General features: G+C 62.5%; 8 protein-coding genes and 1 pseudogene. 7 read left to right on the plus strand and 2 right to left on the minus strand.

Going from position 1 to position 17,027, the window contains the following annotated elements; all coding sequences use genetic code 11:
* Nucleotides 1-61: 61 nt before the first annotated feature.
* From ABJ99_RS30100 to ABJ99_RS25575, 4 genes and pseudogenes are all read left to right on the plus strand, one after another.
* A pseudogene (locus ABJ99_RS30100) lies at nucleotides 62-493 on the plus strand (phosphopantetheine-binding protein); the annotation flags it as partial.
* Between the two features lie 322 nt (nucleotides 494-815).
* Complete coding sequence (locus tag ABJ99_RS25565) at nucleotides 816-8,312, plus strand: non-ribosomal peptide synthetase (protein ID WP_080378331.1); 7,497 nt, start codon at nucleotides 816-818, stop codon at nucleotides 8,310-8,312.
* Nucleotides 8,309-9,460, plus strand: coding sequence for a macrolide transporter subunit MacA (gene macA, locus ABJ99_RS25570; RefSeq protein WP_054088156.1), 1,152 nt, complete (start codon nucleotides 8,309-8,311; stop codon nucleotides 9,458-9,460). Before ABJ99_RS25565 ends, macA begins: the two co-directional genes overlap by 4 nt.
* A 2-nt stretch (nucleotides 9,461-9,462) precedes the next feature.
* Nucleotides 9,463-11,469: a MacB family efflux pump subunit gene (locus ABJ99_RS25575; RefSeq protein WP_054088157.1), complete on the plus strand. Its 2,007-nt coding sequence runs from the start codon at nucleotides 9,463-9,465 to the stop codon at nucleotides 11,467-11,469.
* A 42-nt stretch (nucleotides 11,470-11,511) separates the two neighbouring features.
* On the opposite strand, the gene ABJ99_RS25580 is transcribed toward ABJ99_RS25575, so the two are convergent.
* Nucleotides 11,512-12,177 (minus strand): helix-turn-helix transcriptional regulator, encoded by a 666-nt coding sequence (locus ABJ99_RS25580; RefSeq protein ID WP_054088158.1) that lies wholly within the window; start codon nucleotides 12,175-12,177, stop codon nucleotides 11,512-11,514.
* 183 nt (nucleotides 12,178-12,360) lie between these two features.
* Complete coding sequence (locus tag ABJ99_RS25585; RefSeq protein ID WP_054088159.1) at nucleotides 12,361-12,720, minus strand: hypothetical protein; 360 nt, start codon at nucleotides 12,718-12,720, stop codon at nucleotides 12,361-12,363.
* 288 nt (nucleotides 12,721-13,008) lie between these two features.
* Here ABJ99_RS25585 and ABJ99_RS25590 point away from each other — a divergent pair, with 288 nt between their 5' ends.
* The 3 genes from ABJ99_RS25590 (at nucleotide 13,009) to ABJ99_RS25600 (ending at nucleotide 16,951) form a co-directional block, all read left to right on the plus strand.
* Nucleotides 13,009-13,518, plus strand: a complete 510-nt coding sequence (locus ABJ99_RS25590; RefSeq protein ID WP_007249614.1) for a sigma-70 family RNA polymerase sigma factor — start codon at nucleotides 13,009-13,011, stop codon at nucleotides 13,516-13,518.
* Nucleotides 13,515-14,480: a FecR domain-containing protein gene (locus ABJ99_RS25595; RefSeq protein WP_054088160.1), complete on the plus strand. Its 966-nt coding sequence runs from the start codon at nucleotides 13,515-13,517 to the stop codon at nucleotides 14,478-14,480. The genes ABJ99_RS25590 and ABJ99_RS25595 overlap by 4 nt, the downstream gene beginning before the upstream one ends.
* A gap of 68 nt (nucleotides 14,481-14,548) precedes the next feature.
* Nucleotides 14,549-16,951 carry a TonB-dependent receptor gene (locus ABJ99_RS25600; protein WP_054088161.1) on the plus strand — a complete coding sequence of 801 codons (2,403 nt, stop codon included), beginning with the start codon at nucleotides 14,549-14,551 and terminating at the stop codon, nucleotides 16,949-16,951.
* Nucleotides 16,952-17,027 lie beyond the last annotated feature (76 nt).

Consider the following 17,027-nt stretch of genomic DNA (forward strand, 5'->3'; position numbering starts at 1 on the left):
GGGTTCATGAGGCGCTTACGATTATCTGGGCCGCAACGACGATCAGGTGAAGATTCGCGGCATGCGCATCGAGCTGGGCGAAATCGAAGCGGCGCTGACCAGCCAGCCCGGGGTGCAGGACGCGGTGGTGCTGGTTCGCGATCTGCATCTGCTGGCCTGGTTCACCGAAACGTCATCGGTCGACACCGACGCCTTGCGCCATGCGCTGCGCGCGCAGCTGCCGGGCTATATGGTGCCACGCGCCTTCACGCGTCTGGACGCGCTGCCCCTGACTGGCCACGGTAAACTCGACCGCCGTGCGCTGCCAGACCCGGACCCTGCATATCTGCTCGGTCACGCTTACGAAGCACCACAAGGTGAAGTCGAAGTGGCCATGGCTGCCATCTGGGCAGACGTGCTCGGCGTCGAGCGGGTAGGGCGCCACGACAACTTCTTCGAACTGGGCGGGCATTCATTGCTGGCCGTCAACCTGGTCGAGCGACTGCGCAAGGCCGGTCTGCAGGCCGACGTTCACGCGCTGCTCGCCCAGCCCACTCTGGCCGCACTGGCGACCTGCCAGGGTTCCCGAGCGGCGCTGCACGTGCCGGCCAATGCGGTGCCGGCAGGCTGCGTGCGGATCACCCCGCAGATGCTGACGCTGGTGAGTCTCGATCAACCGGAAATCGACCGGATCGTCGCCAGCGTGCCGGGCGGTGCGGCCAATGTGCAGGAAATTTATCCGCTGGCGCCGCTTCAGGAAGGTATTTTCTATCACCACCTGACCGCCGAACAGGGCGATCCCTATCTGCTGCAATGGCGTCTGGCGTTCGACAGCCTTGAACGACCAGGCCGCCTATTGGCACCAGGCGCTGGACGGCGCGCCAACGCTGCTGACCCTGCCAACCGACCGGCAACGCCCGGCGCAACAGGATTTTGCCGGCGCCAGCCTGGCGATTCGACTGGATGCCCACCTGACCGCAGGTTTGCGTGCGCTGGCGCAGCGCCAGGGCGTGACGCTGTACATGACCTTGCTGACCGCCTGGGGTGCGCTGCTGGCGCGTCTTTCCGGCCAGGCCGAGGTTGTCATCGGCAGCCCGATTGCCGGGCGTGGGCGTGCCGAACTGGAAGGGCTGATCGGGCTGTTCGTCAATACCCTGGCTGTGCGCATCGACACGTCTTCGGCCGCGACCGGTGATGCATTGCTGGCCCAGGTCCGGACTCGGGTGCTGGAGGCTCAGGATCATCAGGACCTGCCGTTCGAGCAGGTGGTGGAAATCGTTCGTCCGGCACGCAGTCTGGCGCACGCGCCGCTGTTCCAGACCACGCTCAACTGGCTGGCCGGGGATACTTCGCTGCCGGAAATGGACGGATTATCGCTGGCGTTGGTCGAGCAGAGCACTCAGACCGCCAAATTCGACCTGTCGCTGAACCTGGGCGAGCACGGCGATGCACTGGTCGGCACGCTGGATTACGCAACGGCCTTGTTCGATGCCGCCACCGTCCGGCGCTATTACGGGTATTTCGAACAATTGCTGCACGCACTGGTGAACAACGAGCATGTGCTGATCGAACAGATCCCGCTGGTGGGCGAGGAGGAACGTCAGTATCTGCTCGAACATTTCAACCCCGCCCGGCAACACTACCCGCAAGGCCAGACGGTGCATGCTCTCATCGAGGCCTGTGCGATCAGCACGCCTGACGCCATCGCGGCGCAAGTGGACAGCCATTCGTTGAGCTACGCCGAGCTGAACCGCCAGGCCAACGCGCTTGCTCATTATCTGATCAGCCTCGGCGTGCGCCCGGATGATCGAGTGGCGGTGGTTGCGCGGCGCGGGCTGGAGACCCTGACCGGTTTGCTGGCCGTGCTCAAGGCCGGCGCCTGTTATGTGCCGGTCGACCCGGCGCATCCGGATGAGCGCATCGCCTATCTGTTGAACGACAGTGCGCCGGTTGTGGTGCTGGCCCGAGAGAGCGTTGTCGAACGTCTGCCGTCGCTGGCTGTGCCGGTGGTTACCCTGGATCAGCCGAACTGGCCATTGCTGGAGCACAACCCACAGGTGCCGGGCCTGAATGCGGCCCATCTGGCGTATGTCATCTACACCTCCGGCTCGACCGGACAACCCAAAGGGGTGATGGTCGAGCACCGCACGCTGGCCAATCTCGTACATTGGCACTGTGAAGCGTTCGATCTGCACGCGGGCAGCCAAACCGCCAGCGTCGCCGGGTTCGGTTTCGACGCCATGGCCTGGGAAATCTGGCCTGCGCTGTGCGCCGGTGCCACCCTGCACCTGCCGCCCGCAGAGATTGGCAACGAGCAGCTTGACGCGCTGCTCGACTGGTGGCTGGCGCAGCCCTTGCAGGTCGCGTTCCTGCCGACGCCGGTTGCTGAATACGCATTCAGCCGCGAACTGCACCACCCGACCTTGCGCACGTTGCTGATTGGCGGCGACCGGTTGCGCCAGTTCCAGCGTGATCCGGGTTTCAGCGTGATCAACAATTATGGCCCGACCGAAGCCACCGTGGTCGCCACCTCGGGGCCGCTGCTGCCGAACGGCAGTCTGGATATCGGCAAACCGGTCGCCAATACCCGCGTGTATCTGCTGGACGAGCAACAGCAACTGGCACCGCTGGGCGTCGCTGGCGAACTGTACATTGGTGGCGAAGGCGTGGCGCGGGGTTATCTGAACCAGCCTCAACTGAGCGCAGAGTGTTTCCTGCGCGACCCGTTCAGCGGGCAGCCGCAGGCACGCATGTACCGCACCGGCGATCTGGCGCGCTGGAATGCCGACGGCAAGCTGGACTACCTGGGCCGCAACGACGATCAGGTGAAGATTCGCGGCATGCGCATCGAGCTGGGCGAAATCGAAGCGCAACTGGCTCGATTGCCCGGCATCGAGGAAAGCCTGGTGCTGGCTCGCGAAGATGAGCCGGGACAATCCCGACTGGTCGCCTATTTCATCGAGCGCACCCATGCCGCACCGGTTCAAGTGGCTGAACTGCGCAGCGAATTGCTCACCCGCATGCCGGGTTACATGGTACCGAGCGCATTCGTGCGTCTCGACGCCTGGCCGTTGACCGCCAATGGCAAGGTTGATCGACGTGCGTTGCCGGTTCCGGAACGCGAAGCGCTGCCGGGTCGTGAATACGAGGCGCCGCAAGGTGACGTCGAAATCGCGCTGGCGGAGATCTGGGGCGAGTTGCTGCAGGTCGAATCGGTAGGCCGTCACGATCACTTTTTCGAACTGGGCGGCCATTCGTTGCTGGCCGTTACGCTGATCGCCCGCATGCGCCGTCGCGGCATGGACGCCGACGTGCGGGTGCTGTTCGCTCAACCCACGCTCGCGGCGCTGGCCAATGTCATTGGCAGCGGCAGCCAGGTGAACGTGCCCGCCAACCTGATCGGCGCCGAATGCACGCACATCACCCCGGACCTGTTGCCGCTGGTGACACTCGACCAGTCGAGTATCGACCGGGTGGTGACCAGCGTCAGCGGTGGCGCAGCCAACGTTCAGGACATTAACCCGCTGGGGCCTTTGCAGGCGGGGATTTTCTTTCATTACCTGTCAGCCACTGAGGACGACCCGTATCGCTTGCAGGCGCGTTTCGCCTTTGCTGACCGCTCGCGACTGGAGGCTTTTTGCCAGGCGCTGCAACGGGTGATTGCACGCAACGACGTGCTGCGCACTTCGCTGTGCTGGGAAGGCCTGGAAACCCCGGTGCAAGTGGTCTGGCGGCAGGCGCAGCTGCCCGTGGTCGAAGTGCCGCTGGCGGCGCTGAGCGATCCCGGGCAACTGGACCTCACCCGCGCGCCCCTGTTGCGGCTGGTGCATGCCGATGACCCGGACAACCAGCGGATCGTTGCCGTGCTGTTGTTCCATCACCTGATCATGGATCACGTCGCCCTCGATTTGCTCAGTCAGGAATTGCAGGCTGTGCTGCTCGATCAGGAGGCGCAACTGCCTGAGCCGGTGCCTTACCGCAATTACATCGCGCATACCCTGTTGGGGCCGGTCGACGGCGCGCACGAACGCTACTTCCGTGAGCAACTGAGCGATATCGATGAGCCGACCCTGGCCTACGGCCAGACGTGGTTGCCAGGACCGGACGTACCCGGCGAAGCCAGACAGCGGCTGGATGCCGCGTTGAGTCGGCGTATTCGTAATCAGGTCCGTACACTGGGCGTCAGCCCGGCCAGCCTGATGCACCTGGCCTGGGCTCAGGTGCTGGGCCGCCTCGCGAGTCGCGACAGCGTGGTGTTCGGCACGGTGCTGATCGGTCGACTGAGCAGCAATGAGGGCGCAGAACGCACCCTCGGGGTGTTCATCAATACCTTGCCGCTGCGTATCGATCTGGGCCAGCAAACGGCGCGTGATGCGGTACTGCAGACCCATCAGCGCTTGACCGGGTTGCTGGACCACGAACATGCCTCACTGGCGCTTGCCCAGCGTTGCAGTGCCCTGCCAGCAGGCGCACCGCTGTTCAGCGCGCTGCTGAATTACCGGCACAGCGCGACAGTCGAGGTTCATGACGCTGCGGCCAGCCAAGCGTGGGACGGCATCGAGCTGTTGCAGGCCGCCGAGCGCAGCAGCTACCCGTTGACATTGAGCGTGGATGATCTGGGCAGCGGTTCGACAGAGCAGCCTTACGGTCAATCTCAGGCCGGCTTCGAGCTGACCGCGCTGACCTCGGCGGGCATCGATGCGCGCCGTATCTGCGCCTACATGGCCAGTGCGGTCGAACAACTGCTGGTAGCGCTTGAGCAGGCACCGAACACCGCGATCAACGCACTGACCTTGCTGCCCGACAGCGAGCGCAATGAGCTGCTGCACGGCTTCAATGCTCAGCCGACCATGGCCGAAAGCCCGCTGCCGGTGCACCAGCGTATTGCGCAGCAGGCTTTGCAGCAGCCAGACGCTCTGGCCGCGCAGGTCGGCGGCGAGCGACTGACCTATGGCGAGCTGAATACTCGCGCCAATGCGCTGGCTCATCACTTGATCGACCTCGGCGTGCGCCCGGATGATCGCGTTGCGGTGGTCGCCAGACGCGGCCTGGAAGCCCTCACGGCCCTGTTGGCGGTGCTCAAGGCCGGGGCGAGTTATGTGCCGGTCGACCCGGCGCATCCGGACGAGCGCATTGCTTATCTGCTGGAAGACAGTGCGCCGGTCGTGGTCCTGGCGCAATCCGATCTGCTGGCGCGCCTGCCCGACGTACCGATGCCGGTCATTGCGCTGGACCGTCCGGACTGGCCACCGCGCAACGAAAACCCGCAAGTCTTGGCGCTGACCACGGCGCATCTGGCCTATGTCATCTACACCTCGGGCTCTACCGGGCTGCCCAAAGGGGTCATGGTCGAACACCGCACCCTGAACAATCTGGTTGACTGGCACTGCGCGGCATTCGACTTGCAGGCGGGCAGCCATACCGCCAGCGTGGCCGGGTTCGGCTTTGACGCCATGGCCTGGGAAGTCTGGCCGGCGCTGTGTGCCGGGGCGGTGCTGCACATGCCGCCGGGCCACATCGGCAACGAACAACTGGACGGGCTGCTCGACTGGTGGCTGGCGCAGCCGCTGCAAGTGGCGTTCCTGCCAACGCCGGTGGCCGAATATGCGTTCAGCCGCGAACTGCGTCACCCGACGCTGCAAACCCTGCTGATCGGCGGTGACCGCCTGCGCCATTTCAAGCGTGATCCGGGCTTTGCGGTCATCAACAACTATGGCCCGACGGAAACCACGGTGGTGGCCAGCTCCGGCGCGATGCAACCGGGCGGCGTGCTGCACATCGGCAAACCGGTGACCCATGCCGAGCTGTACGTGCTGGACTCACGTCAGCAACCGGTGCCGCTCGGCGTGCCGGGCGAGCTGTATATCGGCGGCACAGGCGTGGCGCGTGGCTACCTGAACAAACCGCAGATGACCGCCGAGCGTTTCCTCGACGACCCGTTCTGCGCAGCGCCGCAGGCCCGCATGTACCGCACCGGCGATCTGGTGCGCTGGCTGGCCGACGGCACGCTGGAGTACCTGGGGCGCAACGACGATCAGGTGAAGATCCGCGGCATACGCATCGAACCGGGCGAGATCGAGCAGCATCTGGCGCAATGCCCCGGCATTGGCGAAGCGGTGGTTACCACTCAGGTGCTGGACGACGGGGGTGTGCGACTGGTGGCTTATTACACCCGCCGCGATCCTGCGCTGAACAGCGCGACGCTACGCGCTCATCTGTTGGCGCGATTGCCGGAATACATGGTGCCGGCAGCCTACGTCGGGCTCGAGGCACTGCCGCTGACCCAGAACGGCAAGGTCGACCGCAAGGCCTTGCCGGACGCGGATATTGATGCGCTGAGCAGCGCGGCGTATCAACCACCGTCGACGCCACTGGAAGAGCAGCTGGCTGAAGTGTGGGCTGAGGTGCTGGAGATCGGCAAAATCGGTCGCCACGACAGTTTCTTCGAATTGGGCGGCCATTCGCTGTCAGCCATCCGCCTGGTCAGCCTGCTGCAAAAGGCCGGTTTGCCCCTGACACTGGCCGAGTTGTTCCAGCATCCGAGCATCGCCGCGCTCGCCGGGCTGCTCGATCAGCGTCCTGCGCAGTCGCTCGAGGCTCAGGAAGTGATTATCGTCAGGGCGGGTGGAAGCGAGTCGCCGCTGTTCCTGATTCACGATTTCACCGGGCTGGACGCCTATTTCCCGGTGCTCGGACAGCATCTGCACGGTGACTTCCCGATCTACGGCTTGCCGGGCATTGGCCTGGGCCAGCAACAGTTACGCACCATGGAATGCCTCGCTGCACGCATGGTCGAGCGCATTCGTCAGGTCCAGCCACGCGGGCCGTATCGGCTGGCGGGCTGGTCGTTTGGCGGGGTTCTGGCGTATGAAGTCGCCACGCAGCTGCTGGGCATGGACGAGGCAGTTGCCTTCCTCGGTCTGATCGACAGCTATGTGCCGCGCCTGACCGATCAGGGCAAGACTCGCTGGCAAGGGTCGGACCTGCTTGAGCGGCAGTTGCTCTCGCACTGCACCGCGCACTGGCAGGCCCATGCGCAAGAGCAACGCGAGGCTGGCGTTACCGCGCTGGCGCGGCTGAGCGAACTGCAACTGCAGACACCCTTGCTCGACTTCGATGCGCTGTTGCCGCTGTGCCGTGACGAACATCTGCTGTACGAGGAACTGGCGCAGGCCAGCGACGCACAATTGCGTCATTACCTCGAGCGAGAGGTGGCGCATGGTCACGCATTGGCTCATTACCAGCTGGAGCCTCTCAACTTTCCGGTTCATCTGTTCTGCGCCGAGCAACGTCCGATGGCCCCGAGCGGCACCACTGCGACCCTGGGCTGGGGCGAACTTCTGTCAAACGGCCAATTGCAATGCATCGCGGTACCCGGCGACCACATGAGCATGATGCAAGCGCCGCATGTGAACGTCCTCGGCCGCAGTATGGGCCTGGCACTGGCCGATTTGCCTGCCATGCCGGCGCCGACAACGGCTTATCAGTCGCTACTGGCGATCCAGAGCGGGCAGGGCGCGCATGCGCCGGTATTCTGCGTCCCGGGTGCCGGTGACAGCGTGACCAGCTTCATCGGCCTGGCCGAAGCGCTGGGTCCGGACTGGCCGATCTACGGCCTGCAACCGCGTGGGCTGGACGGGCGCAGCGTTCCGCACAGCCGCGTGGAAGCGGCTGCGGAAAGTCATGTGCAAGCCATTGAAGCCCTGTATCCGCAAGGTCCGTTACACCTGATCGGGCATTCATTTGGTGGCTGGGCTGCGCATGCCATGGCGGCGAAGCTTCAGGCGCGCGGTCGCGAGGTGGCTTCCTTGACCCTGATCGACAGCGAAGCGCCCGGCGCAGAAGGCTTGTACAGCAAACCCTGGACCGCCACGGCAGCGCTGGAACGGTTGATCGAGGCCTTGCAACTGTCCAGCGGCAAGAGCCTGGATATCGACCCGAAGACGTTTGCCGATTGCGACTACACCACGCAACTGAACCTGTTGCAAAACGCCATGGTGCGGATCGGCATGTTGCCGCCGCGTCTGGCGCCGCAGGCATTGCAGGGCATCGTCCGCACCTTCGCTAGCGCCTTGCGCACCGTGTATCGGCCGCAGACCGCCGGGTACAGCGGCCGGGTCAGCCTGGTGCTGGTCGATGACCCGACGCTGGATGCGCTGGACAACCAGCTTGAGCAGGCTTCTGCCGCTGCCGGGTGGCAACACCTGTTACCGCAACTGGCGGTCTGGCAAGGACCGGGCAATCACTTCAGCGTGCTCAAGGCACCTGACGTCTACAGCCTGGCCGCCTGGTGGTACGAGGGGCAAGCGGTTGGCGTGGGAGAAACGCTATGAGCCGCTCGAAACTGCGCAAGACCGGCTGGGGGATTGCGCTGGTGGCCGTTGCCGGGGCGGTGCTGTATGCCGTCGAAGCGCCGGCCAGACCGCCGGTCTATATCACCGCGCAGGTCGAGCGCAGTGACATCGAAAATGCCGTGCTCGCCACCGGGGTGCTGGAGGGCGTCAAGCAGGTGGATGTCGGTGCGCAAGTGTCGGGGCAACTGAAGTCGCTCAAGGTCAAGCTGGGCGACAAAGTCACCAAAGGCCAGTGGCTGGCGGAAATCGATCCGCTGGTACTGCGCAATACCTTGCGTCAGGCCGAAGTGGACGAGGAGAAACTGCAAGCTGAACGGCACTCGGCACAGGCGCAAATGAAACAGGCGGAACGGCTGTACAAACGCTACAAGGATTTACAGACCGATCAGTCGGTATCTCGACAGGACTTCGAAAATGCCGAGTCCGATTACCAGATGCAGCAAGCCAACGTGCGTTCCCTGGACGCGCAGATAAAAAGCGCGCAGGTGCAGATCGACACCGCCAGGGTCAATCTGGGTTACACGCGAATCATTGCGCCGATCGACGGCGATGTGGTCGGTATCGTGACCCAGGAAGGCCAGACTGTGATCGCCCAGCAGCTCGCGCCGATTCTGCTCAAGCTGGCCGATCTGGACACCATGACCATCAAGGCCCAGGTGTCGGAGGCGGACGTGATTCACATTGGCGCCGGGCAAGAGGTGTATTTCACCATTCTGGGAGAAGATAAACGCTACTACGCCAGGCTGCGTGGCACCGAACCTGCACCGCAGGACTATCTGGAGACCGAAAGCAGCGGCGCCTCGTCGCGGCAGAACTCGGCGGTGTTCTACAACGCGTTGTTCGAAGTGCCCAATCTGGATCATCGGCTGCGTATCTCCATGACCGCGCAGGTGCGCATCGTCCTCGACACCGCGAAAAGCGCGTTGACTGTTCCGGTAGCCGCCCTCGGGCAACGCAATGCCGACGGCCGCTACGTGGTGCGAGTCGTGGATCACAAAGGCTTCGCGGAGCAGCGCACGGTGCAGACCGGCATCAACAACAATGTTCAGGTCGAAATCATCGACGGTCTCACCGAGGGCGACCGCGTGGTGATCGGTGATCCGGCTGCCGCCGTGGCGGGGGCCTGAGCATGAATCAGAAGGTAGACACTGCGGGCCTGCACGATACGCGGCTCGACAGCGACCGACCGCTGTTGCACCTGCAAGGCGTCAGCCGCAGCTTCATGGCGGGCGAGCGTGAGTTTCAGATACTCAAAAACATTGATCTGGCCATCAATGCAGGCGAGCTGGTCGCAATCATCGGAGCTTCCGGCTCCGGTAAATCGACGCTGATGAACATCCTTGGTTGCCTGGACCACGCCAGTACCGGCAGCTATCAGGTCAATGCTCAGGAAACGCGCGACCTCGATGACGATGCGCTGGCAGCACTGCGTCGCGACCATTTTGGCTTCATCTTTCAGCGTTACCATCTGCTGCCGCACCTGGACGCTGTACGCAATGTGGAAATTCCGGCGGTGTACGCCGGCACGCCGCAGTCACAACGTCATCAGCGCGCTCAGGCACTATTGACGCGTCTTGGGCTGGGCGGGCACCTGGAGCACCGGCCGAGCCAGATGTCCGGCGGTCAGCAGCAACGCGTGAGTATTGCCAGAGCCTTGATGAACGGCGGCCAGGTGATCCTCGCCGACGAACCGACCGGCGCGCTGGACACGGCCAGTGGCAAGGAAGTCATGCGCATCCTGCTGGAACTGCACGCCGCCGGGCATACGGTGATTCTGGTCACCCACGACCCCAAGGTTGCGGCCAACGCCGAGCGCATCATCGAGGTCAGCGACGGCGAAATTATCAGCGACCGGCGCACCGCCTTGCAGACGCTGAACGCGGCCGAGCCACAAGAGGCCGCTCGGCAAAGCCTGGCACCGAGACGATTGGTCGCCGGTTTCGGGCTGTTTCGCGAAGCCTTCAACATGGCCTGGATCGCGCTGATCTCCCACCGCATGCGCACGCTGCTGACCATGCTCGGGATCATCATCGGCATCACCTCGGTGGTGTCGATTTCGGCCATCGGCGAAGGCGCCAAACGCTACGTGCTCAAGGACATCCAGTCGATCGGCAGCAATACCATCGACATCTATGCCGGCAGCAACTTCGGCGACAGCCGGGCCAAGTCCATCGAGACCCTGCTGCCTGCCGACGTGGCGGCGCTCAATCAGCTGTATTACATCGACAGCGCGACCCCGGTCGTCGGGCGCAGCATGCTGGTGCGCCACCGCAATATCGACGTCGATGCGCAGCTGAACGGCGTCAGCAACCGCTATTTTCAGGTGCGCAACATCCAGCTGGCGGCTGGCATCACCTTCAGCGAACAGGATGCGCGGCGCCAGGCGCAGGTCGTGGTGCTGGATCACAACACCGCGCAACGCCTGTTCGGCGCGGGTGTGAATCCGCTGGGGCAAGTGATTCTGGTCGGCAAACTGCCATGTACGGTGATAGGCGTGACCAGCGATCACAAAAACCTGTTCATCGCCGGTAACACCCTGAATATCTGGATGCCCTACGAAACAGCGGCGGGACGTCTGCTGGGCCAGCGCCATCTGGACAGCATCAGCGTGCGGGTCAAGGACGGCATGCCGAGCAAGGCCGTCGAAGAACAGATAAAAACGCTCATGCTGCAGCGCCACGGCACCAAGGACTTTTTCACCAATAATCTGGACAGCGTCATGCAGACCGTGCAGAAGACCAGCCGCTCACTGACCCTGCTGCTGTCACTGATCGCGGTGATATCGCTGGTGGTCGGCGGCATAGGCGTGATGAACATCATGCTGGTGTCGGTCACCGAACGCACCCGCGAGATCGGTATACGCATGGCAGTGGGGGCGCGCCAGTCAGATATTCGTCAGCAGTTTCTGGTGGAAGCAATGATGGTGTGCCTGATCGGAGGGGTGATCGGCATTGGCCTGTCCTACGGCATCGGCTACCTGTTCACCCTGTTCGTCAAACAATGGGAAATGGTCTTCTCACTGGCCTCGGTGGTCACGGCATTTGCCTGTTCGACCCTGATTGGCGTGCTGTTCGGCTTTGTACCGGCACGCAATGCAGCAAGACTGGACCCTATCGAAGCACTGGCGCGGGACTGATGGCGGCCGGCAGGTTTCCATGCTTGCCGCCCGACGTGACTGTCAAGCCGAAAAAGCACCTTCGGAAGAGGCATACATCCAGCGCATCAATGCGTTTCGGCCGCTGATCCCCAGCTTGATAGCGGCCCGGCGCTGGTAGCTGCCGACCGTGTTGACCTTGAGCATCAGCCGCTCGGCCTGCTCAAGTGCGGTACGCCCGGCGAGCAGCCCGAGGCAGACCTGGGTTTCCCGTTCAGACAGTGTCTGACCGGTTTCGCGCAGCCGTTCGTGAAAGCGCTCCTCAAAACTGTCCGGTTTTATTATTTCAACAGTGGGCATGGCCAGTTGCAGCGCATTGACGTGCTTTTCCAGTATCGAAAACAGCAGCGGAGCAATGTCGCTTAGTTGCCGACGCTCGCCGGGTGAAAACGCCTTGGCGGGCAGGGCGCGGAACACCGTGATCTTGCAGGCAAAACTTTCCGACGCCTGAACCGGGTAAAGATGAATCGAGTCGTTGAGCAACAACGTGCCACGCGACGAGGTCACCGTTTCATTGAAAACCGTTACTTCCGAGCCGGCTGGCGATTGCCAGGGCTGTGGCAACGAGGACAGATGCGTGGCGTCTACCGCGAGCTGCGTGTCGATCAAGGTGTGAAACAGGCTTGAAAACTGGCCGCTGCCAATGCTGGCAATGGCCCGCCCTATGTGCGGAAGTAGTGTATGTGGCATGAGGTCATCCATGAGATCAGGAACTGCTGACAAGAGTGTAGACGCGGCAATAGCAAGACAGTCACATCAACTTAGCCATAAAAACAGCACGACTGAATATTGACGTTAGATGCACCCTTAGAGCGCGACTATTACTCACTACAGCAAATCATAGCGTCCCGATGTTACCTAAATACTTCATCATCACGGGCGATGATTATCACTGGAAATTCTGCGCAGGCCTGCTAGTTGCCAGGCATCAGCCGGGTCACCAGCCGCGTCTTTCAGGTGTGAGCGGATGTGCTTGATGCCATTGATGATCGGCACCCGCTCGCCAAGCCGGGTCTCGGCGAAGGAGCGATTGCCGAAATCTGCATTAACGGCCTCGAGCAATCGATCCTGATTACCACTCACCATGCGCATGACCGCGTCGAGGTCGGCGATCCATTGTGCGTAAGCCGGCACGCCCTGCGCGAGAATCGCCGCTTGTTGCGCTGCGAACAGCTCGCCGAGCGCATCGGCGGGAGACGTCGCGGGAGGCTGGATTTGTGCTGGCTGGCTCATGACGCTGTTCCTGTAACGGGTTTAGCCAGGAGCCTACCGAGCGAGCCGATCGGAACGAAGCAGATGTAGGTCAACTGATGCGTCTCCAACCCGAATGTACGCTGACTGAGATCGTTTTCAGGCACCAGCAGATTGTCTGCACGCGGCGCAGATCAATGCGTTGCGAGCCAGTGACCGCCGATTCGCGCAACGAAAACGGGCCTTTTGCAAAAAAAGAGCATGGACTCGGGATATAACACTAATTAGAATCAGTCTCATTTGGCGCATCCATCGCTCAAGGCTCTTGTCATGATTGACACAGCGACCGTACCTTCGCAAACCCTGCATTCCCTGTATCGCGATCACCACGGCTGGCTTGAAAACTGGCTGCGCAAGCGCATGGGCAATGCCTGGGATGCTGCCGACCTGAGTCAGGATACCTTCTTGCGCGTGCTGTCCAGCTCGCAACAAATCGCCGACATGCAGGAACCACGAGCGTATTTGCTGACTGTGGGCAAGCGCCTGCTCAGTAACTTCTACACCCGCCGCAGCCTCGAGCAGGCGTATCTGGAGGCGCTTTCCCGCTTGCCTGAAGACAGCGTGCCGTCTCCCGAACAGCGCTGGTTGCTGCTGGAAACCCTGCAGGCACTCGACGAGTTACTGGACGGTTTGCCGGCAGCGGTACGCCGGGCGTTTCTCTGGAGTCAGCTCGAAGGCCTGGGCTACCGCGACATCGCCGAGCGCTTGCAGGTGTCCGAACGCACCGTCAAACGCTACATGGCGCAGGCCTACGAGCACTGCCTGCTGGTGGATTGGTGATTCGCTCCGCACCTTCGAACGAAGAACGCGAGGTGGTTCGCCGGGCTGCGCAATGGCTGGCATTGCTGGAGTCTGGCGGCGCCAGCGAAGAAGACCACGCCATGCTTCAGCACTGGCGCGACAGTGCGGCGGGCAACGAGCGGGCCTGGCAGAAGGCCCAGCAACTGCGCCAGCGCTTTTCGGCAGTGCCGGCGAATCTGGCAATGGCAACCCTGGACCGTCCCGACAAAGCCCGCCGCGCCGCGCTGAAAAGGGTATTGGGCTGTGCCGCAGTGGCTCCGGCCGTGTGGCTGCTGGGGCGCCAGTTACCCCTTGATGTCTGGCGCGCCGACCTGCACACCGCCGTCGGCGAACATCAGCGTCTGACACTGGCCGACGGCAGCGTCCTGCAACTGAACACGGACAGTGCCGTCAATGTCGACCTGGGTGCCCGTCAGATAAAACTGATCCGCGGAGAAATCGCGCTCAAGGTGCAGGGCAGCGCGCCGCTGACCATTGACGGGCCTTACGGTCGCATTGTCGTCAGTCAGAGTGAAGTCTGTGTGCGCCTCAATGAACGTGATTGCCGGGTTTCGGTGGTCAGCGGTGCGGTGCAGATCCAGCCGTTGCAGGGCCCTGCGCTGAGGTTACAGGCGCAACAGCAGATCAGCATGCAAGCAAGCGGGGCAGGGCCTGTCGCAGCCTTTGATGCGATGCTGCCCGGCTGGCGTGACGACATATTGACCGCGCAGAACCAGCCGTTAGGCAATTTTCTGCGCGAGCTCGGCCGATACCGCCCCGGCCTGCTGCGCTGGGAGCCCGAGCTTGAACGCTTGCGTGTAACGGGCAGTTTCCGCCTTGACAATACCGACCGGATTCTGTCGCTGCTGGCAGCCAGCCTGCCGGTAGACGTCCACATGCGCACGCGGTACTGGGTCACGCTGGCCCCTCGAAAAAACACACCACAAAAAAATAATGCGTGAAGCCTGTCCCTTTTTTTCGTCTCACTGGTCATTCCAGGTAGTGAACAAAATTACGAGAGCTTCCCTTTATGCCTGCAGTTTCTCCCTACCGTTTGCGTCCGCTGTTACGTTTCAGTCTGTTGCTGACCCTGAGCTCCAGTCCGCTGTTCGTGTCGACCAGCTGGGCCGACAGTGCGAACAGGCGCGCCTATGAAGTACCGGCTGGCACCCTTAGTGCCGCACTGACCCGGTTCGCCGGGCAGGCCGGGGTGAATCTGTCCGTCGACCCCTCGTTGGTGAATGGACGCAACAGCGCCGGGCTATCGGGCGATTTCGCAGTCGAAGAAGGCTTTGCGCGGCTGCTGCAGGGCAGCGGTCTGCAACTGGTGCCGGTTGGCGATCAGGCCTATACGCTGATCCCCGCCGTGCAGAGCTCGAGCATGCAGCTGGCGCCGACATCGATTGTCGGTGACGGCGGTTCCACCGACGGTCAGGAATACGCAGGCGGTCAGGTGGCACGCAAAGGCTCGCAAGGCATGCTTGGCTCGCGGGATTTCATGGAAACGCCGTTCAGCATGACCACCTACACCAAGGACGCCGTGAAAAACCAGCAGGCCCGCACGCTGGGCGACCTGATCGCCAGCGACCCCTCGGTGCGCTCTACCAACCCGGCGGGCGGACGCTACGAACAGTTCACCATTCGTGGCTTCAGCCTGTTCAACAGCGATGTTTCCTACAACGGCCTTTACGGCATTCTGCCCACCTACACGATCGACATGGAAATGGCCGAGCGGGTCGACATCCTCAAAGGCCCGAGCCAGATGATCAATGGCATCTCGCCGCGTGGCAGTGTCGGCGGCGGGATCAACGTGGTGCCGAAACGGGCGACCGACAAGCCCATCACTGAATTCACCACCAGCTATGCCTCCAAGGGGCAGGTCGGTGCGGCTGTAGACGTGGCTCGCCGTTTCGGTGAGGACGACAAGTTCGGTATTCGCTTCAACGGTGTGAAGCAGTCTGGCGACACCGAATGGGATCATCAGAGCGTTGATCGTGACATGGCCGTGCTGGGCCTGGATTTCCGCGGCGAGCGCCTGCGCCTGTCGACCGATATCGGCCACACCGAACGCGACACTGATGCCCCGCAGGAGCGCGTGCAGATTGGTGACAATGCCAAGGTACCCAACGCCAACAAGGTGCGCGACAACTACGCGCAGTCGTGGAGCGAAGCCCGCACCCGAGACACCTTCGGCACGGTCAACGCCGAGTACGACGTCAGCGACTCGGTGATGCTGTACGGCGGCGTCGGCGTGCGTAAAAGTAACCACGAGTTTCTTCGCCATGCGGTATCGGTGACCAACAACTCAGGTGACTTCAACTTCCAGCCTCGTGACTTCACCCGTGACGAAAATGTCCGCACGGCCACCTTCGGGGTGCGCAACTGGTTCAAAACCGGGCCGGTAAGCCACGAAGTCAATCTGGCCGCCAGCTCGTTCTACATGGACTTCGAGAACGGGGGCGCGCGCTATGCGCGAGCCTCGAGCAACCTGTTCAACCCGGTCGATACGCCGACACCCGGCAATCCGACCAGCCAAGACGCCAAGGTCTACACCGAAAACCGCTTCACCGGCCTGGCGCTGACCGACACCATAGGCTTCTTCGATGACCGCCTGTTGTTAACCCTCGGCGCCCGCTGGCAACGGGTTAAGGTTGATGACTGGACCAACAACGTCAAAGGCGATACATCGTACGACGAGGAAAAGGTCTCGCCTTCAGGCGGCATTTTGTACAAGGTCACCGAAGACTTTTCGGTGTACGCCAACTACATGGAAGGCCTGAGCCAGGGCAAGATCGCGCCGTCGACATCGGTCAACGAGGACCAGATATTCCCGCCGTTCGTCAGCCGTCAGGTTGAGGTCGGGGCCAAGTATGACCTCGGATCGTTCGCCTTCACCGCTGCGGTGTTCCGTATCAAACAGCCTGCCTATGAGACCAACTCCAGGTCGTCGGTCTTCGGCCCGAACGGCAAGCGCAAGAATGACGGTGTCGAGCTGACCATGTTCGGCGAACCGCTCAAGGGCTTCCGCCTGCTGGGTGGGGTGATGTACATCGACAGCGAGCTGACCCAGACCGTCAACGGCGCGTTCGATGGCAACCGCGCACCGGCTACCCCCGAATACAACGTCAACCTCGGTGCCGAGTGGGATGTGCCGCAGGTCAACGGCCTGACCCTGACCGGGCGGGGCATCTACACCAGTTCGCAGTACCTGGATCAAGCCAACAGTAAAAGCATCGATTCTTCCGAGCGTTTCGATGTGGGCGCGCGCTATGCCTTCAAGGTCGATCAGAAGGACATCACCCTGCGGGCCAACATCGAGAACGTCATGGACAAGCGTTACTGGGCCTCCGCCGGAGCCTCGGATGATAGCGAGCCCGGCCTGACGCTGGCGACCCCGAGAACCTATCTGCTGTCAGCGACCGTCGGTTTCTGAATACAGTTGACTGCCTGGCCCAGGGAAGGGCTGCGGACAAACGGATCAAAGCCGGCCAACTCTGCATGAGGGATAA

The sequence above is a fragment of the Pseudomonas syringae pv. cilantro genome, assembly GCF_001293775.1.
Taxonomy (GTDB): Bacteria; Pseudomonadota; Gammaproteobacteria; order Pseudomonadales; family Pseudomonadaceae; genus Aquipseudomonas; species Aquipseudomonas syringae_P.

Bases quoted from the DNA above. Each gene is read 5' to 3' on its own strand.
- macA (WP_054088156.1), top strand. From the start codon at position 8,309: ATGAGCCGCTCGAAACTGCGCAAGACCGGCTGGGGGATTGCGCTGGTG.
- ABJ99_RS25575 (WP_054088157.1), top strand. From the start codon at position 9,463: ATGAATCAGAAGGTAGACACTGCGGGCCTGCACGATACGCGGCTCGAC.
- ABJ99_RS25580 (WP_054088158.1), bottom strand. From the start codon at position 12,177: ATGCCACATACACTACTTCCGCACATAGGGCGGGCCATTGCCAGCATT.
- ABJ99_RS25585 (WP_054088159.1), bottom strand. From the start codon at position 12,720: ATGAGCCAGCCAGCACAAATCCAGCCTCCCGCGACGTCTCCCGCCGAT.
- ABJ99_RS25590 (WP_007249614.1), top strand. From the start codon at position 13,009: ATGATTGACACAGCGACCGTACCTTCGCAAACCCTGCATTCCCTGTAT.
- ABJ99_RS25600 (WP_054088161.1), top strand. From the start codon at position 14,549: ATGCCTGCAGTTTCTCCCTACCGTTTGCGTCCGCTGTTACGTTTCAGT.